Raw genomic sequence first — 19,802 nt, forward strand, 5'->3', positions numbered from 1 at the left:
TTTCCTCTTTCAGCCGCCGGCCGCCAGTTCGCGCTCGAGCACCTTGGGGTTGTCGCGCCAGCGCTCCAGCCACTCCTGCGCCACGTCGCCGGGGTACACGTCTTCCACGCCGTCGCGCAGCGCCTTCACGATGGCATTGGCCAGCGCGGTGGGCGCGAGCTTGGGCGGCGGCGTGTGCTGGTTCCATTCGTCGTCGATGGGCCCGGGGAACACGTTGATCACGCGAATGCCGGCGGGCCGCATCTCGGCGCGCAGGCACTGCGCGAGCGAATGCGCCGCGGCCTTCGACGCGCTGAAGGTGCCGTGCGGCGGAAAGTTGCTCAGCGCGTAGATCGACAGCAGGTTCACCCACGCGGTCGCGCCGGTGGCGCCGTCGGCCGACCGGCCCTTCAGCGCCGGGCCGAACTCCTGCGCCAGGCGCAGCAGGCCGAAGTAGTTGATGTCCATCTCGGCCTTGGCCACGTCGGTGCCGCGCCGCGCGCCGATGCCGAAGGTGCGGTGCACCTCGGCGTTGTTGATCACGATGTCGACCTTGCCGCCGATGGAGCCGGCCAGCTCGGTCACCTGCCGGCCGTTGGTCAGGTCCAGCGGCACCAGCGTGACCTGCGGCAGCGCGGAGATGTCGTCCAGCCCCTCGCCCATCTTCTTCCACGGCTCGGCGTGGCCGACCCAGACGATGTCGGCGCCGGCCTTCACCAGCGCGCGCACGATGGCCTGGCCGGTCTCGGTCTTGCCGTCGGTCACCAGCGCCTTGCGGAACTTGGGGTCGCTGGTCATCTCGCGCAGCATCTTGTCGTCGGCCATGTGGGCACTCCCTTCATTCGGAAAACCAATGAGAACGGCTTGTCCTGCGCGGTCGAGCCGGGCACCGACACGCACGCGCGAAGGCGCCTCGCCGACCTCGCCGTGCAGGTGCACCATGAGCGTGGGGCCGGCATCCAGGTGCACCAGGCCCAGCCGCCACGGCAGTCGCTCGCGAAAGAACAGGTCGTTGCTGTGGTGCAGCGTGGTGCTGCCCAGCAGCTCGCCCTCGCCGCCCTGCGCGCGCCAGCGCAGCGCGGCGGACAGGCACTTGTGGCACACCTCGCGCGGGGGGTACTGCACCGTGCCGCAGTCTTCGCAGGTCTGCAGCTCGAAGCGGCCCTCCGCGGCGGCGGCCGTGAGGCCCAGCGCCACGCGGCCGCGCGCGCCGGGCGGCAGGTTCATCTGCCGGGTGCGCAGCACCGGGTTCTTGCGCGGGGGGCGCATGAAAGGCATCGTCATGCGGGTCTCCCGAGGATGACGGCGCCTGTGCACAGGCAGCGGTCGTAAGTGACCATGCCGAAGCCGGCGACCAGGCCCAGTTGCGCATCGGGCACTGAACGCGCGCCGGCTTCACCGGTCAACTGGCGAACGGCCTCGACCATGCCGAGAAAGCCACCCGCGGCGCCAGCCTGCCCGGCAGAGAGTTGCCCGCCGCTGGTGTTGTTCGGAAAGCTGCCGTCGAAGCACATGGTGTGCGACTGCACAAAGGCCGAGCCCTCGCCCTTCTCGCAGAAGCCCAGGTCCTCGAACTGCATCATCACGATGACGGGGTAGTCGTCGTAGGTCTGCACGAAGTCGAGCGCGGCGGGCTGCACGCCGGCCTGCGCATACAGGTCGTCGCGGTCCTTGCGCCAGCCGCCCTGCACCATCACCGGGTCTTCGGCGTAGGCGTTGTGCCGCTCGATGGCGCCGCGGATCACCACGTGCGCCAGGCCCAGGTCGCGCGCGCGCTCCTCGCTCATCACCAGGAAGGCATCGGCGCCGGCGCAGGGCATCACGCAGTCGAACAGGTGGATCGGGTCGGAAATGGGTCGCGCGGCCATGTACTCGTCGAGCGTGAGGCCCTTCTTGAACATCGCGTTCGGGTTGCCGAGCGCGTTGGTGCGCTGGTCCACGCAGATGCGGCCGAAGTCTTCGCGCTTCGCGCCGTAGGTGCGCATGTAGTTGGCGGTGATGAACGCGAAGATCGAGTTCGGCCCGCCCGAGCCGTACGGGTAGCTGGCATCCCGCGCGAAGTTGCTGAAGCTGCCCAGCGTCTGGCGGAAGGAGTCGACGTGGTTGGTGTCGGCGCCCACGCAGGCGACGATGTCGGCATCGCCCGCCTGCACGGCGCGCGCGGCGCGGCGCAGGCACATCACGCCCGAGGCACCGCCGGTGGGCACGTGGTCGAGCCAGCGCGGCGACAGCCCCAGGTGCTGCGTGACGCCCACGGCCGTGTCGGGCGCGAGCGAGAAGCTGCTGAGGCACAGGCCGTCGATCTGCTCCTTGGGCACGCCGCTGGCCTCGACCAGCGCCTGCACCGCCTGGCCGATGAACCAGTGCGCGGTGTGCGTGGAGTAGCGCACGTAGGGCACGGTCACGGGCACCGCGACCGCCACGCCCTCGTAGGAAAGCCGTTGCTTCGTCATGCGTGGCCCACCTGCCGCTTCTTCATGGCGCGGGTGTCGATGCAGTGGCCCTGGCCCGGCAGCGACTGCGCCATGTCGCGCAGCTGCCCGCGCTGGATCTTCTGCGAAGGCGTGAGCGGCAGCGCATCGACAAAGGCCACGTAGCCCGGCGCCTTGTAGTACGCCAACTGCGCCAGCGCGTGCTCGACGATGCTGGCGGCAATCTGCTCGCGCTGCGAGGCGTCGGCGTCTTCGCGCACCACGATGCAGGCGAGCACCTCGTCGCCGCGCACCGCGTCGGGCGTGGCGGCCACGGCGGAGGCCTTCACCGCCGGGTGCTGGTTGAGCACGCTCTCCACCTCCACGGCCGAGATGTTCTCGCCGCTGCGGCGAATCACGTTCTTCTTGCGGTCGACGAAGAAGAAGTTGCCCTCGGCGTCGCGCCGCACCAGGTCGCCGGTGTGGAACCAGCCGTCGGCCCAGGCTTCGCGCGTGGCGTCCTCGTCTTTCAGGTAGCCGGAGAAGAAGTAGCGCCGCGGGTCGTCGCCCGAAGAACGCACCAGCAGTTCGCCCGGCGCATCGACACCCACCTCGCCGCCATCCTCGCCCACGAGGCGGATCTGCACGAAGTCTTCCTGCCGGCCGAAGCAGCTCGTGCCCACCAGGCGCGGTTCGCGGTTGGCCATGATGCAGGCGGCCGCGCCGGTCTCGGTCATGGCCCAGGCCTCGACCAGCGGAAAGCCGAAGCGCGCTTCGAAGGGCGCGTGGTTCTTGCGGTCCACGCCGGCGCCGAAGCCCCAGCGGATCGCGTGGTCGCGGTCGGCGGCCGAGGCGGGTGCCGACAGCAGCATGGCCGGCATCACGCCCAGGTAATGCACGATGGTCGCGCCGCTTTCCTTCGCGCTGGCCAGCCAGGTCTTCGGGTGGAAGCGGTCGAGCTGCACCAGGCAGCCGCCCGCCACCAGCACCACCATGGTGGAAAACGCCATGGCGTTCATGTGGTTGAGCGGCAGCGGCGTGATGACGCGCTCGGCATCGGGGCGAATGCTGCACACGCCGTCCAGCGCGGCGTACCACTCGCCCGCGCGCAGGAAGTAGGCGTTGCTCAGGATGCAGCCCTTGGGCCGGCCCGTGGTGCCCGAGGTGTAGAGCAGGCCGCATTCGGTGTCGACGCCCACGGGTTCATGCGCGCGCGGCGCGGGCGTTTTCGCCGGCGGTACCGCGTCGTCGGGGCCCATGGTCTCGAAGGCCACGCCGGCCTGCGCCGCCGCGGCGTGCAGGTCGGCGGCGCGGCCGGGCAAGGTCACGGCCAGGCCGATCTCGCTGTGGCCGATCAGGTAGACCAGCTCGGCCGAGCGCATCTCGGCGTTGATGGGCACCACGCTCGCGCCCAGGGCGTTCAACGCGAGCCAGTGGAAGATGAACGCGGGCCGGTTCTCCAGCAGCAGGCCGACGCGGTGGCCGTGGCCGTAGCCCGCTTGCGCATAGGCCGCGCGCAAGCGCTCGATCTGCGTGGCGGCTTCGCCCCAGCGGATGGCGCCCGCCTCGATGCCGTAGGCCGCGGCGGTCACCGATTCGGTGAACAGGAATTCGGCCTGCGGCGTGCGCTGTGCGGTCGCCATGAAGACCTGGTGGACGGTGTCGTGTGCCATCTCGTCCTTCAGATGAAGAGCTGCACGGCCGGCAGCGCCGCGTCGCAGTTGAGCAGGTTCACGCGCTTGAGCGTCATGCGCAAGGCGCCGTCCTGCACGGTGAGGTGGTGAAAGAAGGTGCCCACGTAGAACTGCAGCTCGTCGCCCTGCGACTCGGTGTAGTGGAACCCGGTGCGCACCACGAAGCGGCGGGCCTCGGCGTTGAACTGCTCGACCACCGGCACCTGCAGCAGGTGGTGGCAGCGGCTTTGCGGCTGTTGAGAGAACGCGCGCGGGCTCTTCAGCCGCTCGATGCGCAGCTCGCGCAGCAGCTTGTCTTCGTACAGGTGCGAGGTGTGGTTGAGCCCGTCTTCCTGGTCGGGCACCAGCGGAATCCAGTAGAACGCGTCATCGGTGAACAGCGCGTTCCATTCCTCATATCGACGTGTGTCGAGCAGGTGCGCCTCGTTCACCACGAAGTCGACCAGGTCCTGGCGAGCGATATCGGCGGTGGCCATCACATCGTCTCCGTCATGCGCTGCACCCAGCTGCGGTACTGGTTGCGCATCGGCAGTTCGCTGGTACCGCCGGTGGTGATTTCCCCGCCCTTCAACTCCGACGGGTCGTAGTCGCGGTGCAGGCTCACCCACTCGTTGCCGCTGGCGTGCAAGCCGGCCTGCATCCCGCGATAAGCCTGCAGGTCGTCGTGCCCGACCACCGAAAAGGGCGAGTTGATCAGCCGGTTGTACATGGTGGTGCGCTGCAGCAGCTCGGGCGGTGCGCCCTTCAGGCGAAAGGTCCAGCTCTCGATCAGGGTCTTGTCCGCGGAGATGGGCTTGACCACGCGAATCGCCTGGATCGCGCCCTTGATCGTCAGGTTCGGGTAGTACACGGTGTTGTGCCGCGCCATGCCGAGGATCTGCGCCGTCTTCTCTTCGCCGTAGCGCGCCTTCATGGCGTCGTCGTACGCGGGAATCGCCTTGTACTTGCTGTGGATGCTGAAGTGCACGCCCGTGAAGCTGTGGCCGTTGTCGTAGGTGCGGATGCCCATGTCCTCGAAGAACTTGTAGTCCGACATGAAGGGCACGAACTGCTCCACGGCCATGGGCTTGGGTTCGTCTTCGGGCTTGTCGGCCCACATGCGCTTGGCGGTGCCGGCCGACGACTCGTGCGCCACCATCGGGTGCATGGTGTCGTTGAGGTTCTCCACGAACATCTTCCAGTTGCACTGGTGCATGAAGCGCAGGCAGCCGCCCGCGATTTCGAGCTCGCCTTCGGGCGAGCGGTCGGCCATGTTGTCGATGGAGCTCAGCGAGTCGCCGAAGTACGCGTCGAAGTCGGGTCCCGCGTCGTTGAGCTTCACGAAGATGAAGCCGCGGTGGCTGCGCACATGCTTCACGGTGGCCAGGCCCTTGCCCGATTCGCACTCGTGCAGCTGCGTGTGCTCGTAGCCCGTCTTCAGCGGAATGGCCAGCGGCGCGCCGTCGGTCTTGAAGGTCCAGGCGTGGTACGGGCAGCGAAAGAACTTGCCTGTGTTGCCGCACGGGCCGTTCACCAGGCGCGAGCCCTTGTGGGCGCAGCGGTTCATCATCACGCGCACGCTGCCGTCGGTGTGGCGCACCACGATCAGCGGCTTGCCCGCGATCTCGTTGCTGATCCAGTCGCCGGGCCTGGGCAGCTGGCTCTCGTGGCCCACGTAGTTCCAGGTGTTGGCGAAGAAGTGTTCCTGCTCCAGCTCGAACAGTTCCTGGCTGGTGTACAGGTCGCGGTGCACGCGGTCGTGCTGCACCAGCGCGCGAACGGCATCGGGGTTGTCTCGGTACGAGGTCACGGTCTGGCGGCTCCTGGCTTCAGAGGTCGAGCACCAGGCGCGCACCCTTGGCGCGCGAGATGCAGATCTGCATCACGTTGCCCTCGGCCTTCTCGCGGGCGGTGAGCACGTAGTCGCGGTGGTCGATCTCGCCGTCGATCACCGGCACCGCGCACACGCCGCATTCGCCGCGCTTGCAGTCGAACATCGGGTCGCAGCCGTTGTCGATCAGGCAATCGAGGATGCTCTGCGCCGCGCCCACGGTGAAGCGCTGGCCCGACTGGGCGAGCTCGACCTCGAAGGGCTGATCGCCCGCTTCGGCGACGGGCTCGGTGAAGAGTTCGAAATGCACGCGGTCGTGTTCCCAGCCGCGGGCCTGGGTGCGTTCGAGCACCGCGTCGAGCATGACCTTGGGGCCGCACACGTAGAGGCGGTCGCCGTCGGGCACGTCGTCCAGCAGCGCATCGATGTCGAGTGGCGCGCCGGCCTCCGCGTCGGCGTGCACGCGCAGGTCGTCGCCCAGCAGCGCCTGCAGCTCGGGCAGGAAGGCCATCAGCTCGCGGCTGCGGCCGGCGTAGTGCATGCGCACCGGCGCCGCTTCGGCGCGGCGGCGCGCGGCCATCGTGGCGAGCGGCGTCACGCCGATGCCGCCGGCCACCAGCACCGAACCGCCGGGGCCGGTGTGCAGTGGAAAGTCGTTCTTCGGCGCCTCGATGGTGAGGGTGTCGCCCTCTTTCAGCTGCTCGTGCATGAAGCGCGAACCGCCGCGGCCCTCGGCCTCCTTGCGCACGGCGATCACATACTCGGTCGGCGCGTTGGTGGCGTTGCGCGCGGTCGCGAAGTTGATCAGCGAGTAGTGGCGCCAGTCGGTGGCGCCGCCGGGCAGCGACACCTGCACGCGAATGTGCGCGCCGGCCGCGAAGCCGGGCAACGGTCGGCCGTCTTCGGCGCGCAGGCGCAGCATACGGATCAGCGGGTTCAGTGGGCGTGCTTCGGCGACGCGAAGCTGGAGCGTGGCGGTGGGGGCGGTCATCGTGCGTCCGTTGTCTCTTCTCTTCAGGCCAGGGCGTGTTGCGCCAGCGCGGCCTGCAGCTTGTGGCCGTGTTCGTCGGCGAGCGCAGCGTCGCGCAGCTCGCGCAAGGTGGCGGGCGCGAGCTGTGCGCCAGCGCGCTCGACGGCGCGCATCACAGTGTCGTAGTTGCGAATGCCGCGCTCGTGCGTGTCGCTGTAGCCCTTCACCAGCCGCTGGCACTGCGCCAGCTCCACGGCCAGCGCCGGGTTGCGTTGCGCGGTAGCGGCGATGCGCTGCAGCCATTCCTCGATGCGGCGGTTTTCCTCGGCGTAGCGCATCGTCGACAGGCGCCAGCGCTTCATGGCGGCCACGGTGCGCAGCATGAGGTAGCCGCGCAGCGAGCTGGTCTGGATCACACGGCCGTGCTGCGTGAAGCGCTCCACGAGCTTGCGGGGCAGGGTCGAGTTGGTGAGCCAGCGGCCGATGCCGCCGGGCAGCGTCTCGCAGATTTCCTGCAGCCGCGGGTGCATGTACTCGTTGATGGCGAGCACCTGGCCCGGCTGCACGCGCGCTTCGCCGCGCACGCGTTCGAAGCGGGTGGCGCGGGTCTTCAACGCGGCCACGCGGGCGGTGTCTTCGTACGACATCCACAGTGCCAGGTGGCGCGCGGTTTCGCGCAGCAGGCGATGGGCATCGTCGGGCAGCTTGGCAATGGCGGCCATGCGGTCGAGGTACAGCGCGGCGTAGGGCGGGTCCTGGTAATCGATGAGGCGGCGCACGCCCTCGAGCAGGAAGTCTTGCGCCGGCAGGGGAAAGTCGCGCTGCACGCGCTCGACCAGCGCGCGCACGGCCGGGTGGCGCGGCTGGGGCGCCGGTGCGGCAGCGGCTGCTTCCTTCGCGGGTTCGCCGTCGTCGCCACGCTGGGCACGGTCGAACGCCGCGCCGAAGGCCTTCAGGCTGGGCTTCACGCCCACGCCGCCGCGCTCGATGGTCGCCTCGAACTGCGCGCGGCTGAAGGGCAGCACGCCCGAACCCGCGAGCGCGCCGAACAGCACGGCGCTGATCACGCTGCCCGAGGCTTCCGCCGCCTGCGCCATGTCGAAGCGGATGAAGCGCTTGGCGGCGCGCGCGGTGTGCTTGAGCAGCTGCTCGCTGTCGACGCGGCCGTCGCCCAGCGCGCTTTTCTCGGCGATGGAGAACACGCGGTGCGTGGACGCGATGAGCGTGGTGCGGTCGCTGGTGACCAGGCCGCGCTGAACGCCGCGGCCCGCTTCCATGAGTTCCGAAGCCAGCACCACGTCGACGTCGCCGGGCAGCGGCATCAGCGCCAGCACGGGGCGCCCGCCATCGGCCTGCGCCTGGGCGTCGGGGTACAGCTCGACGTAGTAGATGGTCGCGCCGGTGCGCTGGGCCACGCCCGGCACCGAGGTGGTCTGCGCCACGTAGCCGTTGGCCTCGCCCATGTCGACGATCCAGTCGGCGAGCACGCCGCCGCCTTCCCCGCCCATGGCGAGGATGGCGATCTTGATGGGTTGTGCCTTGAGGGTCGTCATCGTGTCGTCGCTTCAGAAGGCATAGGCTTCGCGGCGGCGCGCCTCGCCGCGCTGCAGCCAGCCGATGACGGCGGCGCGCACGCGCTCGCGCAGCACGTCCCAGCGGCTGGGGTTGCTCACGACCTGCGCCTTGTAGAAAGAGGGGCACAGCACGGCGGCATGCGACACCTCGCCGCACACGCCGCAGCCCACGCAGCTGTCGAGCACGGTGGCGACCGGGTCGGTGCGCAGCGGATCGGGGTTGGGCTTGATCGACAGCGACGGGCAGCCCGACAGCCGAATGCACGAGTGGTCGCCGGTGCAGGTGTCGGAATCGACGCCGAACTTCTCGCGCACCATGCGCTTGCCGTCGGCCACGGCCTTGCGCACCAGAGGCTTCTCGCGGCGCTGCTTGTTGAGCATGCACTCCGACTGCGCGATGAGCACCTTGGGGCCGCGGGTCTTGGTGGTGAGCGCGTCTTTCAGCGCGTCGCGCATGCCGGCCACGTCGTAGGTGCGGCGCAGCGTCTTCACCCACTCGACACCCACGCCGCGCACGGCGCGTTCGATCTCGTGGCCGGTGCTGCGCGTCTTGTTGACGGCGTTCGACGAAAGAATGTCCTGCCCGCCGGTGGCCGAGGTGTAGTTGTTGTCGACGACGATGGTGAGGTTGTCGCTCTTGTTGAACACCGCGTTGGCCACGCCGCTGGTGAGGCCGTTGTGCCAGAAGCCGCCGTCGCCCATCATCGAGATCGCGCGCTTGCCTGCCGGAGCGTTCAGCGCCGCGGCGCCCGCGCCGCCCAGGCCGTAGCCCATGGTGGTGTTGCCGATGTTGAAGGGCGGCAGGATGGAGAACAGGTGGCAGCCGATGTCCGCGCTCACGTGGTGCGCACCGAGCTCGCGCTCGACCAGCTTCATGGCGCTGAAGATGGGGCGCTCGGGGCAGCCGGTGCAAAAGCCCGGCGGGCGCGCGTGCACCACGTCACCTAGTGCGGCCAGTGCCGTCGATGGCTGCACGGGTTCAGGCGCGGCATCGACGCCGATGGCGGCCACTTCCTTCAGCGGGATCACCTTGCGCACCGGCACAGGCACGGGCAGCGGTGCCAGGCGCTCGTAGCGTTCGCAGAACGTGCGCGCGCCCTTCAGCAGCTCGGAGGCCGTGTACTCGCCGGCGACGGGCAGCATGTCCTTGCCGTGCAGCGCGGTGGTGGAGCCGGCCTGGCGCAGGATGGTCGCGAGGTTCTGCTCGACGAAGTTGGGCTGACCCTCTTCCACGATCATCACGGCGCGCTTGCCTTCGCAGAAGCGGATGACTTCGCTCTCGATGACGGGGTAGGCCACGTTCATCACGTACAGCGGCACCTGGGTGTTGCCGTACACGTCGGCCAGGCCCAGGCGCTCCAGCGCGCGCAGCAGCGTGTTGTAGCTGCCGCCCTGCACGATGATGCCGATGTCGTCGGCGTCTTCGGAGAAGAACTCGTTGAGCTTGCGCTCCTCGATGAAGCGCACGGCGGCGGGCCAGCGGTCTTTCACCTTCTCCTGCTCGTGCACGAAGCTGGCGGGCGGCAGCACGATGCGACCGACGTCGCGCTGCGGGTTTTCCAGCGCGTCTTTCAGCGTGAACTTGGCGCGCTTGTTGTCGCCCGCGATGAAGTGGCCGTGCACGTGGCACGCACGAATGCGCAGCTGGAGCATCACGGGCGTGTTGCTGGCCTCCGACAGGTCGAAGCCCTGCTTCACCGCGTCGACGATGCTCGGCAGGTTGGGGCGCGGGTCGAGCAGCCAGATCTGCGACTTCATGGCAAAGGCGTGGCTGCGCTCCTGCATGATCGATGAGCCCTCGCCGTAGTCTTCGCCCACGATGATGAGCGCCCCGCCGGTGACGCCGCCCGAGGCCAGGTTGGCCAGCGCGTCGGATGCCACGTTGGTGCCCACGGTGGCCTTGAAGGTGACGGCGCCGCGCAGCGGGTAGTTGACCGATGCCGCGAGCGTGGCGGCGGCGGTGGCCTCGCTGGCGCTGTTCTCGAAGCGGATGCCGTGGTCGGCGAGGATGTCCTGCGCGTCGGCCAGCACGTCCATCAGGTGCGAGATAGGCGCGCCCTGGTAGCCCGCCACGTACGACACCCCGGATTCCAGCAAGGCCTTGGTGACCGCCAGAATGCCTTCACCGCGAAAGACATCGCCGCCCGAAAGGCGCAATTTCTTGACTTCTTCGACGAACGAACGCTCAGCCATGTGGGTCCTTGTTGTCTATCGTGGGACGATGCGCTTCAGCTGCCACATCATGCTTTCTATAATGTTGACAAATGAATGTATCCACAATCATGAATTACCCTAGACATGCAAACTGCGTGCCCGCCACATGCACGGGGTGCGTTCATGGCTGAAAAAGCCGCACCGCCCCATCGCTTCGTCGACGACTACCTGCCGGCGTTGCTGGCGCAGGCCAGCCAGCTGATTTCCTCGGAGTTCCACGAGGTGGCGCGGCAGCAGGGTTTCTCCATTTCGGAGTGGCGCGTGATGGCGTCGCTCGCGGGCAGCGAGGCCATCAGCATCGGCCAGCTCGCGCAGGTGACGGTGACCAAGCAACCCACGGTGACGCGGCTGCTGGACCGCATGGAATCGCGCGGACAGGTGGAGCGCCTGCCCCATGAGAGTGATCGCCGCATCACGCTGGTGCGCATCACGCGCAAGGGGCTGAAAGCGGTCGAGCATCTGATGGAACTGGCGCGCGAACACGAGCGGCGCGTGCTGGAGCCCTTCGGCCTGCGACGCGCCGAAGAGCTCAAGCAGACGCTGCGGCAGATGATCGACCTGCACGTGAACCTGCCGGTGGCCGAGCAGGTCGTGGCGCCGGACGAAGACTGAGCTTGCGGGGCCCGCCCGGTCAGGCGCGGGTCAGAGGTGTGGCTGGTTGGGCACCAGCACCGCGCGGCCGCGGTGGCCGCGTTGCGCGATCCAGTCGAGCGCGCGGGCCGCGTCGGCGAGCGCGAAGGTCTGCACGTCGAGGTGCAGGCCGCCCTCGCCCGGCTTCCCACGCGTTCCCAACCTGGCCAGCAACTCGGGCGCCGCGGCACGGCCTGCGGATTCACGTCGAAACATGTTGAGCGGCAACAGCGCCACATCGCGTTGCAGGAAGTGAGCGATGTCCAGCTGCAGCGTCGGGCCCGCCGTGTAGCCGACGAGCACCGCGCGGCCGCCCGCACGCACGGCAGGCAGCACCTTCGCCAGCACTTCGCCGCCGACGGTGTCGATCAGCAGGTCTGCGCTCCCTGCCGTGGGCGGTGCCGCGTCCGGGCTCACCGCCGTCGCGGTGCAGCCCATGCCACTGGCCAGCTGCATCACCAGCGAGCCCACAGCGCCGGTCGCGCCGGTCACCAGCACCTGCTCGCCCGGCTGCAGCCTGGCCACATCGTGCAGCGCGACCCACGCGGAGGTGCACGGCGAGAAGAAGGCGGCGCCCAAGGGCATGGACACGTCGTCCGGCAACGCGCCCAGCGCTTCGTCGGGCGCATCGATCAGCTCGCACCACGTGCCGTCGAACAGCGTGCCCAGGCCGCTGCCGCGCAGCCACACGCGCTGCCCGATGTCGTAGCGCCCGCTCGCGACCACCACGCCCGCGGCCTCCACGCCCGGCGTGTAGGGCAGCGGCGGATGGCGCAGGAAGCTGCCGCGCCACACGGTGCGGTCGATGTGGCCGACCGTCGCGGCCTCCATGCGCACCAGCGTGCGTCCCGGCCGCGGTACCGGGTCCGCGCGCGTTTCCAGCACGGGCACCGCGTCGAAGCCGTGGATACGCACGGCCTTCATGGCAGCGTCGCCAGAAAGTCGAGCACCGTGTTCGCGAAGGCCTCGGGCATCTGGTCGGGCAGCGGCACCATGCCGCCTTCGATGTCGACGATGCGCGCCTGCGGCAGGTGGTGCTGCAGCTCGATGGCGTGCGGCGCGGCGAACGGGTCGAGCGTGGCGCGCACGATGAGCGCGGGTTGGGTGACGAGGCCGATGCGGTCTTCCATGCGGTAGGAGGCCACGGCGCGGTGGCCGTCCTCGACACGCTCCACCTTGAGTGCGTCGCGCACGAAGGCTTCGAGCAGGTCGGGCCGGCCCGGCGGGTAGAAAGCCTGGCGCTTTTGCCACAGCGCCGCGAGGTGCGAACCGTCTTCGCTGGGCGCCACCTCGTCGATGGGCGGGCGTTGCGCCCGCGCGCGCCTGAAGGCCTCGTCGGTGTACGGCGTCGAAGACAGCACGAGGCTGCGCACGCGATGCGGGAAGGCCGCGGCCAGCTCCACAGCGACAACGCCGCCGGTGTGGTGGCCCACCACATCGGCTCGCGGAATGTTCAACGCGCCGAGCAGCTCGCACGCCACGCGCGCCCATTGCGCGATGCTCGCGGGCACGCCGCCGTCGGCCGAATCGCCGAAGCCCGCGGTGTCCATCGCAATGGCGTACCGGTGCGCGCCGAGCAGCGGCAGCACGGCGCGGTACTCGGCCCAGCTGCGCGGCGACTGGTGCAGCAACAGCACGGGCGGCGCCTGCGGATCGCCGCAACTCGCGCAATGCACCTGGCCCACCGACAGGTCGACGAAGGCGCGGCGGATGCTCATGGCTGCGTCTCGTCGGCCGGCGCGCGCCACAGGCCCGCATGCCGCAGTTCGCCCAGCGTGCGCGAGAGCACGTCGCGCCGGTAGGCAGCAACGTCGCGGCCTTCGTAGTCGTAGAAGCCGCTGCCGGTCTTCAGGCCGAGGCGGCCTTGCTCGACCATGCGCCCGACGATGGCCGGCGCGGTGTAGCGCCCCTTGTCGAGCGAGGCAGACATTTCGCGGCTCGCGTGGTGCAGGATGTCGCAGCCACCGAAGTCGATGAACTCGACCACGCCCAACGCGGCAAACCGCAGGCCCAGGCCGTAGCGCGTGGCCTTGTCGATTTCCTCGGCCGTGGCGGCGCCCTCTTCGATCATTCGCGCGGCCTCGTTCATCACCAGCGCCTGCAGGCGCGGCACGATGTAGCCCGGCGACGCGCCGCACACCACGGGCAGCTTGCCGATGGCCTCCATCAGCGCCTTGGTGCGCGCGAGCACGGCGGCATCGGTGCCGGGGTGGCAGCTCAGCTCGACCACCGGGATCACATAGGCCGGGTTCAGCCAATGCATGTTCAGGAAGCGCTCTGGCAGCCGCACGAACGCGGCCAGCTGCGTGACGAGGATGCTGCTGGTGGTCGAGGTGAGGATGGCGTCGTCGCGGCAATGGCGGTTGAGCTGCTCGAAGGCCTCGCGCTTGGCTTCCAGGGTTTCGGGCACGCCTTCGAACACCAGGTCGGCCGCGGCGAGCGCCTGCGGTGCGGCGGCCGCGTCGACGAACGCCACACGCGCGGCGATGCGCGCGACCTGGCCCGCATCGATCACGCCGAGTTGCGCGAGCCCCGAGAGGCTGGCCGCAATTTCGGCACGCGCTTCGTCGCGCAAACGCTGCCACGCTGCGTCGCTGCGCTGGCGAAGGTCGACCAGCGCGATGCGGTGGCCGGCATACGCGAAGGCGATGGCGATGCCGCGCCCCATGCGGCCCGCACCGACGGCGGCGAAGCGGGGCGGCGCCGGCTCATTCGCCATCGTGCAGCCTCTGCCGGAGTTGCGCCGCGCTCAGCCCGGCCAGGCCCAGGCTTTCGAAAGTGCGCGGGCCCTGGCGCAGGTCGCGGCCCAGGAAGCCGCCGACGATGGCCAGCAGGCCGTGCGCAATGGGCGCGTCCACGCCCGCGTGCCGCGCGGCTGACGCCAGGAAGGCGAGGCCGAGCTCGGTGTCTTCGGTGATGTAGCGGTGCGTGTGCAGGTCGATGTTCTCGCGCCAGTCGCCCGACTTCACGAGCTGCTTGTGCGCGTCGCCGTACATCCAGCGGTCGTTGTCGTAGTGGTCGGCCAGCGGGTAGTGCGGCGCGCCCTGGCCGAAGGCCTCGCGCACGGCGATGCGCTCTTGGTCGAGCCGGTCGGTCACGTCGCGCACGGCGCGCTGCGTGCCTTCGTTGTGGATGTCCCAGCGCTCGAAGTGCTGCAGCGGCGCAGCGTTCATCACCATCAGCGGCGGGTGGATGACGGGGCCGGCATTCATGAGCGCGCCCGAGAGCGCGTCGCCGCAACCGTGCACGGCCGGGTAGGCGCGGCGGATCACCTCGATCGCCTGCGCCTCCTTGCGCGCCGGGTACACGCCGGTGGGCAGGCGGATGGCGCGGATGGTGACGTTCACCTCGCGCTCGCCGTGCTTGCGCGCCAGGTAGGGCAAGGTGCCGGTCTCGGCCCAGGCGACATCGGCGTGGTTGCCGGCCGCCTTCACTGCCCTGGCCATCACGTAGCTGCCGAAGGTGCCCGGCGGCAAAAAGACGACCTGGCTGTCGACCAGGTGCGGCGCCATGGCCAGCGCGATGTCGTGCTGGGCGATGGCGGGCGTGGGAATGACGATAAGCTCCGCGCCCTTCAGCGCCTCGCCGATGTCGGGCGTGGCCAGCGCAATGGGCACCTCGCGCGCCCCGGCGGCGTCTTTCAGGGTGATGGCGCCGGCGCGAACCAGTGGTTCGAGCGCCGCGGCGTCGCGGCGCCACAGGCGCACTTCATGGCCGGTTTCAGACAGGTCCGCGGCGGCCGCATAGGCGCCGTGGCCGCCTCCAAGAATCGCAATTTTCATGTCGAAAGTCGAATAGCAGGTGTCGATGAACCGGCGGCCGCAGCACGGACCGGGGGGAGCGATGCCCTATTACATTACTTTTCATCGATTCAGGTGTCAACCAAAATCCGGCGAAAACAGCTTGCTCGGAAACCCGCGATCCGCGACGCGGCCGCCAGCGCCCACTGTTCGGTATTTCGCACAGCTCGTGCTGATGCGGGTCCCTTATCGATTGAATGGATGCTGGCTACATTGGCTGCCAGACACCCGACAAACCCCAACGGACACCAAGGAAAGCACCATGAACGACATCGGCAAGGCAGGCACATTCACCCTCGGCACGCGCACCGTGCACCGCATGGGCTACGGCGCGATGCAGCTCGCCGGCCCGGGCGTGTTCGGCCCGCCGAAGGAACGCGCGGGCGCCATCGCCGTGCTGCGCGCGGCGGTGGAAAGCGGCGTGGACCACATCGACACCAGCGACTTCTACGGCCCGCACGTCACGAACCAGATCATTCGCGAGGCGCTGCACCCGTACCGCGACACGCTGACCATCGTGACCAAGATCGGTGCGCGGCGCGGCGACGACGGCGCATGGCTGCCCGCGTTCTCGCGCGAGGGCCTGACGCAGGCCGTGCACGACAACCTGCGCAACCTCGGGCTGGACGTGCTGCAGGTGGTCAACCTGCGCAGCATGCTTTCGGTGCACGGGCCGGCGGAGGGCTCGATGGAAGAACCCCTCACCGCGCTGGCCGAACTGCAGCAGCAGGGCCTGGTGCGCCACATCGGCCTGAGCAACGTGACGCCGACGCAGGTTGCCGACGGCCGGCGCATCTGCCCCATCGTGTGCGTGCAGAACATGTACAACCTCGCGCACCGCGAAGACGACGCCCTCATCGACGAGCTGGCCAGGCACGGCACCGCCTACGTGCCCTTCTTTCCGCTGGGCGGGTTCACGCCGCTGCAATCGACCGCGCTGTCAGAGGTTGCGAGCACGTTGGGCGCAACGCCGATGCAGGTCGCGCTGGCGTGGCTGCTGCAGCGCGCGCCGAACATCCTGCTGATTCCGGGGACCTCGTCGGTGGGCCACCTGAACGAGAACCTGGCGGCGGTCGACCTGCGCCTGCCGGCCGACGCGATCGCGAAGCTGGACCGGATCGCAGGCGGCGCCTGAGGCGGCCGGCCTGCTACCCTGCACGCCGCTCACTCCAACGCCCGCCCGGGCACCCGACACAGATGGCCGATCTTCCGCACAGCACCGCCGCCGACCGCAACAAGCAGCCCATCCTCGACGTGCTGCGCCGCACGCTCGGCGAGCGCGGCACGGCGCTGGAGATCGCGTCGGGCACCGGCCAGCATGTCGCGTGGTTCGCGGCGGCCCTGCCCTCGTGGACCTGGCAGCCCACCGATGCGGATGCGCGCGCGCTGCCCGGCATCGCAAGCCGCATCGCGCAGGAAGGCCTGGGCAACGTGCGCGCGCCGCTGCTGCTCGACGTCATGGCCGCGCCCTGGCCGTCGCAGGGCGAGGCATTCGCGCAGGGCTTCGATGCAATCTACTGCGCGAACATGCTGCACATTTCGCCGCCGGCCACCTGCGCCGCGCTCATGGCGGGCGCCGCGCGGCACCTGCTGCCGGGCGGCTTGCTGGTCACCTACGGCCCCTACTTCGAAGACGGCACGCCGCCCGCGCCCGGCAACCTGGCGTTCGACCGCAGCCTGCGCGAGCGCGATGCCTCGTGGGGCATTCGCCGCTTGGCGGACGTGGAAGCACAGGCCCGCCAGGCAGGGCTGTCGTTGCGGGCGCGGCATGAGATGCCGGCGAACAACCTGCTGCTGGTCTTCGGCGCCTAACGCACCGACACCGGCTCCGCCGCCGTCACCATCACGGCCGCGGCCAGCGCCACCGCATCGGGGCCCGCCGGAAACCGGCGCTGGCCCGACCCATCGTTCGCCGCGCGCCACACCACCTCGGCCACGTCGCTCGCGACCGTCACCGCCGCGGGGTTCGCGAACGCGGCGAACACGCCCTGCGCATACGGCGCATAGGCCGGCGGAAACACCCCGTCCATGCGCGAGCCGGCATTGCCGGTGAACCCGGTCGACAGTCCGTAACCCGGCTGCACCAGCTTCACGCCCACCCCGAAGGCCGCGAGTTCATGCGCCAGCGATTCGGTGAAGCCCTCGATGGCCGTCTTGCTCGCGGTGTACACGGCCACCAGCGGCATCGGCGCCAGCGTGGCGCTGGAGGTCACGTTCACCACCAGCCCCGCGCGGCGCTCGCGGAACTGCGGCAGCACCGCCTGCGTCATCGCCATCACGCCGAAGGTGTTGGTCTCGAACACCTCGCGCACCGTGGCCATGGGCGTGGGCTCGAAGGCGCCCATGAGGCCGATGCCGGCGTTGTTGACCAGCACGTCGATGGGCCCGCTGGCTTCTACAGCGGCAGCGATGCTTTCGGCGTTCGTCACGTCCAGCGCCAGCACGCGAAGCCGGGGCGACGCGGGCAGCAGGTCTTCGCGCGGGGTGCGCATGGTGGCGATCACGTGCCAGCCTTGGGCGAGAAAGTGGCGGGCGGTTTCCAGGCCGTAGCCGGACGAGCAGCCTGTGACGAGCACGGTTTTCATGTCTGTGTTTCCTCGGTGGTTTGAACAAGGCCCGAACGATATCCAGCATCTTTCGGACCTTCTACAATGAAAAGTCCAGAATCATTTGCGAACGTCCACGCATGAAAGACCCGCTCTGCGACGTCATCGCGCTGCTGGAGCCGCGGGCCGTGTTCTCCAAGGGCATCAGCGGTGCCGGCCGCTGGGCCGTGCGCTACGCGGAGTTCGGCGAGCCGAGCTTCTGCGCGGTGCTCGAGGGCAGCTGCCGCCTGGCGGTCGACGGGCAGGCCGAGCTCACGCTCGCGGCCGGCGACTTCGTGCTGATGCCGGCCACGCCGGGCTTCACCATATCGGGCTTCGAGCCCGCGGCGCCGGTGCACATCGACCCCCGGCGCGCGCCCGCGCCCACCGGCGAGGTCCGCCACGGCACGCGTGGCGGACGGCCCGATGTGCGGCTGCTGGGCGGCTACTTCGTGTTCGATTCGCCCGACGCGGCGCTGCTGGTGTCGCTGCTGCCCGCGCTGGTGCATGTGCGCGGCGTCGAGCGGCTGTCGGTGCTGGTGCGGCTCGTGGGCGAAGAGTCTCGCGCGGCGCGTTCGGGCCGCGAGCTGGTGCTCACGCGGCTGGTGGAGGTGCTGCTGATCGAGGCGCTGCGTTCCTCTTCAGGCGACGACGCCCCGCCCGGCCTGCTGCGCGGCCTGGCGGACGAGCGCCTCGCCCGGGCGATGCGGCAGATGCACAACGATCTCGCGCGCTCATGGACCATGGCCCAGCTCGCGCAGAAGGCGGCGCTGTCGCGCTCGTCGTTCTTCGACCGCTTCACGCAGGCGGTCGGACTGCCGCCGATGGAGTACCTGCTCTCTTGGCGCATGGCCCTTGCCAAGAAGCTGCTGCGCCAGCAAGACCTGGCGCTGGACGAGGTGGCGCAGCGCGTGGGCTACAGCTCGGCGAGCACCTTCAGCACCGCGTTGAGCCGGCACGTGGGGCAGCCGCCCGGCCGCTATGCGCGCGCGCTGGCGGGTTGAGGCACACGCCCTGCGCCACGACCGGTCGGACCGCCCTGCCCACCTGGCAGCCACGCTACGACGCCCTGCGTGCGCGCCCGCACCTCGGGCGAAGCTAGGCAGGTCGCGACGGCCTCGTAGCCCGGCGCGCCCGCATACGGCGCCACGCGCGTGGGCGGGCTGTGGTTGGCCGGGCACAGGATGATCGATTCGTGCGCGCCGATGGCCGCCAGGTCCAGCACGATGCACGAGCGCGTGAGCAGGAACAGCGGCCGCCCCTCGGGCCCGCTGCTGCGGCGCAGGTGGGCCATCAACGCTTGCTGCGTGGCCTGGTCGAGCCCCTGCTCCACCAGGTCCACGACCACGGCGGTGGGGCCTTCGGCTTCCAGGCCGGCCAGCAGGGCGAGCAACGCGTCGGACGCCGTGGCGCCGTCTTCGAGCAGCCACGCCAGCGCCCGGTCCACGCGCAGCCGCAGGGCGGGGTCCGCCTCCAGGTTCGAGGTCGCACCACCGTTGCTTGACCGGTTCAGCCCCATGAACACCGCGCCCGGAATCTCCTGCGCCAGGCGCAAGGCCAGCCGCGTCTTGCCGCTGCCGAGCGGTCCGACGATGTAGTTCAGCGGCCGGATGTCGCGCAGCATGAAGCGCTCGCCGCCCCATGGCCAGGGCAGCTCGAACTCCACGTGCAGCGCGGCAGCGGGCGCCAGCGCGCGCGCCAGCTCGCCCACGCTCGGCGTCTGGCCGGCCGCGAGGTCGGCGCGCAGCTTGCGGACCTTGTCGATGGCAACTTCCAGCTCGCGCATGCGGCCTTCGAGCAAGGCCTGGTGCGCCGCCAGCGCGGGCGCCAGGCCGTCGGCATCGCCGTTCAGCACGCGCGCGACCTGCGCCAGGCTGAGGCCCAGCGTGCGCAAGGCCACGATGTCGGTGCCGCGGGCCATCTGGTCGGGGCCGTAGGAGCGCCAGCCGGCCGCGTTGCGCGCGGGCGCCAGCAGGCCACGCTGCTCGTACAGGCGCAAGGCCTTGGCGGACACGCCGAGCCGGCGGGCGGCCTCGGAAGGGTTCAGAAATCGGGCGGAAAGGGTCACGGCATCACCTCGTTGTGGGACTGATGGGCGTCTTTATGAAGGTGGCCGCAGGGGCCGGGTCAAGCGG

General features: G+C 69.8%; 18 protein-coding genes. 4 read left to right on the top strand and 14 right to left on the bottom strand.

What is annotated here, in order from left to right; all coding sequences use genetic code 11:
* Nucleotides 1-9: 9 nt before the first annotated feature.
* Genes QTI51_RS12990 through QTI51_RS13025 form a run of 8 tightly spaced genes read right to left on the bottom strand, consistent with a single transcriptional unit; the run spans nt 10 to nt 10,631 of the window.
* A complete protein-coding gene (locus tag QTI51_RS12990; RefSeq protein ID WP_286513974.1) occupies nt 10-1,263 on the bottom strand; it encodes an SDR family NAD(P)-dependent oxidoreductase in 1,254 nt (417 codons plus the stop codon).
* Entirely contained in the window at nt 1,260-2,432 is a 1,173-nt protein-coding gene (locus QTI51_RS12995) for a thiolase family protein (RefSeq protein WP_116910036.1), read from the bottom strand. The genes QTI51_RS12990 and QTI51_RS12995 overlap by 4 nt, the downstream gene beginning before the upstream one ends.
* Complete coding sequence (locus tag QTI51_RS13000) at nt 2,429-4,063, bottom strand: AMP-binding protein (protein ID WP_286513977.1); 1,635 nt, start codon at nt 4,061-4,063, stop codon at nt 2,429-2,431. The genes QTI51_RS12995 and QTI51_RS13000 overlap by 4 nt, the downstream gene beginning before the upstream one ends.
* Nucleotides 4,064-4,071: 8 nt before the next feature.
* Complete coding sequence (locus tag QTI51_RS13005) at nt 4,072-4,560, bottom strand: aromatic-ring-hydroxylating dioxygenase subunit beta (protein ID WP_286513980.1); 489 nt, start codon at nt 4,558-4,560, stop codon at nt 4,072-4,074.
* Entirely contained in the window at nt 4,560-5,873 is a 1,314-nt protein-coding gene (locus tag QTI51_RS13010; protein WP_286513983.1) for an aromatic ring-hydroxylating dioxygenase subunit alpha, read from the bottom strand. Before QTI51_RS13010 ends, QTI51_RS13005 begins: the two co-directional genes overlap by 1 nt.
* A gap of 19 nt (nt 5,874-5,892) precedes the next feature.
* A complete protein-coding gene (locus QTI51_RS13015) occupies nt 5,893-6,885 on the bottom strand; it encodes a PDR/VanB family oxidoreductase (RefSeq protein WP_286513986.1) in 993 nt (330 codons plus the stop codon).
* Between the two features lie 23 nt (nt 6,886-6,908).
* Entirely contained in the window at nt 6,909-8,417 is a 1,509-nt protein-coding gene (locus tag QTI51_RS13020) for an indolepyruvate oxidoreductase subunit beta family protein (protein WP_286513990.1), read from the bottom strand.
* 12 nt (nt 8,418-8,429) lie between these two features.
* A complete protein-coding gene (locus QTI51_RS13025; RefSeq protein ID WP_286513992.1) occupies nt 8,430-10,631 on the bottom strand; it encodes a thiamine pyrophosphate-dependent enzyme in 2,202 nt (733 codons plus the stop codon).
* 144 nt (nt 10,632-10,775) lie between these two features.
* Between QTI51_RS13025 and QTI51_RS13030 the strand changes: the two genes are divergently transcribed.
* Complete coding sequence (locus QTI51_RS13030) at nt 10,776-11,264, top strand: MarR family winged helix-turn-helix transcriptional regulator (RefSeq protein WP_116910029.1); 489 nt, start codon at nt 10,776-10,778, stop codon at nt 11,262-11,264.
* Between the two features lie 30 nt (nt 11,265-11,294).
* Here the strand turns inward: QTI51_RS13030 and QTI51_RS13035 are convergent, their stop codons facing one another.
* Genes QTI51_RS13035 through QTI51_RS13050 form a run of 4 tightly spaced genes read right to left on the bottom strand, consistent with a single transcriptional unit; the run spans nt 11,295 to nt 15,064 of the window.
* The gene (locus QTI51_RS13035) at nt 11,295-12,206 is read right to left on the bottom strand and encodes a quinone oxidoreductase family protein (protein WP_286513996.1); all 912 of its coding nucleotides are present in this window, start codon (nt 12,204-12,206) and stop codon (nt 11,295-11,297) included.
* Nucleotides 12,203-13,000, bottom strand: a complete 798-nt coding sequence (locus QTI51_RS13040) for an alpha/beta fold hydrolase (RefSeq protein ID WP_286513998.1) — start codon at nt 12,998-13,000, stop codon at nt 12,203-12,205. Before QTI51_RS13040 ends, QTI51_RS13035 begins: the two co-directional genes overlap by 4 nt.
* Nucleotides 12,997-14,001, bottom strand: coding sequence for a 3-hydroxybutyryl-CoA dehydrogenase (locus QTI51_RS13045; RefSeq protein ID WP_286514000.1), 1,005 nt, complete (start codon nt 13,999-14,001; stop codon nt 12,997-12,999). Before QTI51_RS13045 ends, QTI51_RS13040 begins: the two co-directional genes overlap by 4 nt.
* A complete protein-coding gene (locus QTI51_RS13050) occupies nt 13,991-15,064 on the bottom strand; it encodes an NAD/NADP-dependent octopine/nopaline dehydrogenase family protein (protein WP_286514002.1) in 1,074 nt (357 codons plus the stop codon). The genes QTI51_RS13045 and QTI51_RS13050 overlap by 11 nt, the downstream gene beginning before the upstream one ends.
* A gap of 280 nt (nt 15,065-15,344) precedes the next feature.
* Between QTI51_RS13050 and QTI51_RS13055 the strand changes: the two genes are divergently transcribed.
* Both QTI51_RS13055 and QTI51_RS13060 read left to right on the top strand, forming a co-directional pair.
* The gene (locus QTI51_RS13055) at nt 15,345-16,217 is read left to right on the top strand and encodes an aldo/keto reductase family oxidoreductase (RefSeq protein ID WP_286514004.1); all 873 of its coding nucleotides are present in this window, start codon (nt 15,345-15,347) and stop codon (nt 16,215-16,217) included.
* Nucleotides 16,218-16,279: 62 nt separating this feature from the next.
* Complete coding sequence (locus QTI51_RS13060; protein ID WP_286514006.1) at nt 16,280-16,894, top strand: DUF938 domain-containing protein; 615 nt, start codon at nt 16,280-16,282, stop codon at nt 16,892-16,894.
* Here QTI51_RS13060 and QTI51_RS13065 read toward each other — a convergent pair.
* Nucleotides 16,891-17,667, bottom strand: a complete 777-nt coding sequence (locus tag QTI51_RS13065; protein ID WP_286514010.1) for an SDR family oxidoreductase — start codon at nt 17,665-17,667, stop codon at nt 16,891-16,893. The genes QTI51_RS13060 and QTI51_RS13065 overlap by 4 nt on opposite strands.
* Before the next feature lie 101 nt (nt 17,668-17,768).
* Between QTI51_RS13065 and QTI51_RS13070 the strand changes: the two genes are divergently transcribed.
* Entirely contained in the window at nt 17,769-18,671 is a 903-nt protein-coding gene (locus QTI51_RS13070) for an AraC family transcriptional regulator (protein WP_286514013.1), read from the top strand.
* Here QTI51_RS13070 and QTI51_RS13075 read toward each other — a convergent pair.
* Nucleotides 18,647-19,735: a MerR family transcriptional regulator gene (locus tag QTI51_RS13075; RefSeq protein ID WP_286514016.1), complete on the bottom strand. Its 1,089-nt coding sequence runs from the start codon at nt 19,733-19,735 to the stop codon at nt 18,647-18,649. The two genes, QTI51_RS13070 and QTI51_RS13075, sit on opposite strands and share 25 nt — an antisense overlap.
* Nucleotides 19,736-19,802 lie beyond the last annotated feature (67 nt).

The organism is Variovorax sp. J22G73, assembly GCF_030317035.1.
In the GTDB taxonomy this organism is placed as follows: domain Bacteria; phylum Pseudomonadota; class Gammaproteobacteria; order Burkholderiales; family Burkholderiaceae_C; genus Variovorax.

Coding starts and splice junctions, on each gene's coding strand:
- QTI51_RS12990 (WP_286513974.1), bottom strand. CDS start 1,263: ATGACGATGCCTTTCATGCGCCCCCCGCGCAAGAACCCGGTGCTGCGC.
- QTI51_RS12995 (WP_116910036.1), bottom strand. CDS start 2,432: ATGACGAAGCAACGGCTTTCCTACGAGGGCGTGGCGGTCGCGGTGCCC.
- QTI51_RS13000 (WP_286513977.1), bottom strand. CDS start 4,063: ATGGCACACGACACCGTCCACCAGGTCTTCATGGCGACCGCACAGCGC.
- QTI51_RS13005 (WP_286513980.1), bottom strand. CDS start 4,560: ATGGCCACCGCCGATATCGCTCGCCAGGACCTGGTCGACTTCGTGGTG.
- QTI51_RS13015 (WP_286513986.1), bottom strand. CDS start 6,885: ATGACCGCCCCCACCGCCACGCTCCAGCTTCGCGTCGCCGAAGCACGC.
- QTI51_RS13020 (WP_286513990.1), bottom strand. CDS start 8,417: ATGACGACCCTCAAGGCACAACCCATCAAGATCGCCATCCTCGCCATG.
- QTI51_RS13025 (WP_286513992.1), bottom strand. CDS start 10,631: ATGGCTGAGCGTTCGTTCGTCGAAGAAGTCAAGAAATTGCGCCTTTCG.
- QTI51_RS13030 (WP_116910029.1), top strand. CDS start 10,776: ATGGCTGAAAAAGCCGCACCGCCCCATCGCTTCGTCGACGACTACCTG.
- QTI51_RS13035 (WP_286513996.1), bottom strand. CDS start 12,206: ATGAAGGCCGTGCGTATCCACGGCTTCGACGCGGTGCCCGTGCTGGAA.
- QTI51_RS13040 (WP_286513998.1), bottom strand. CDS start 13,000: ATGAGCATCCGCCGCGCCTTCGTCGACCTGTCGGTGGGCCAGGTGCAT.
- QTI51_RS13045 (WP_286514000.1), bottom strand. CDS start 14,001: ATGGCGAATGAGCCGGCGCCGCCCCGCTTCGCCGCCGTCGGTGCGGGC.
- QTI51_RS13050 (WP_286514002.1), bottom strand. CDS start 15,064: ATGAAAATTGCGATTCTTGGAGGCGGCCACGGCGCCTATGCGGCCGCC.
- QTI51_RS13055 (WP_286514004.1), top strand. CDS start 15,345: ATGAACGACATCGGCAAGGCAGGCACATTCACCCTCGGCACGCGCACC.
- QTI51_RS13060 (WP_286514006.1), top strand. CDS start 16,280: ATGGCCGATCTTCCGCACAGCACCGCCGCCGACCGCAACAAGCAGCCC.
- QTI51_RS13065 (WP_286514010.1), bottom strand. CDS start 17,667: ATGAAAACCGTGCTCGTCACAGGCTGCTCGTCCGGCTACGGCCTGGAA.
- QTI51_RS13070 (WP_286514013.1), top strand. CDS start 17,769: ATGAAAGACCCGCTCTGCGACGTCATCGCGCTGCTGGAGCCGCGGGCC.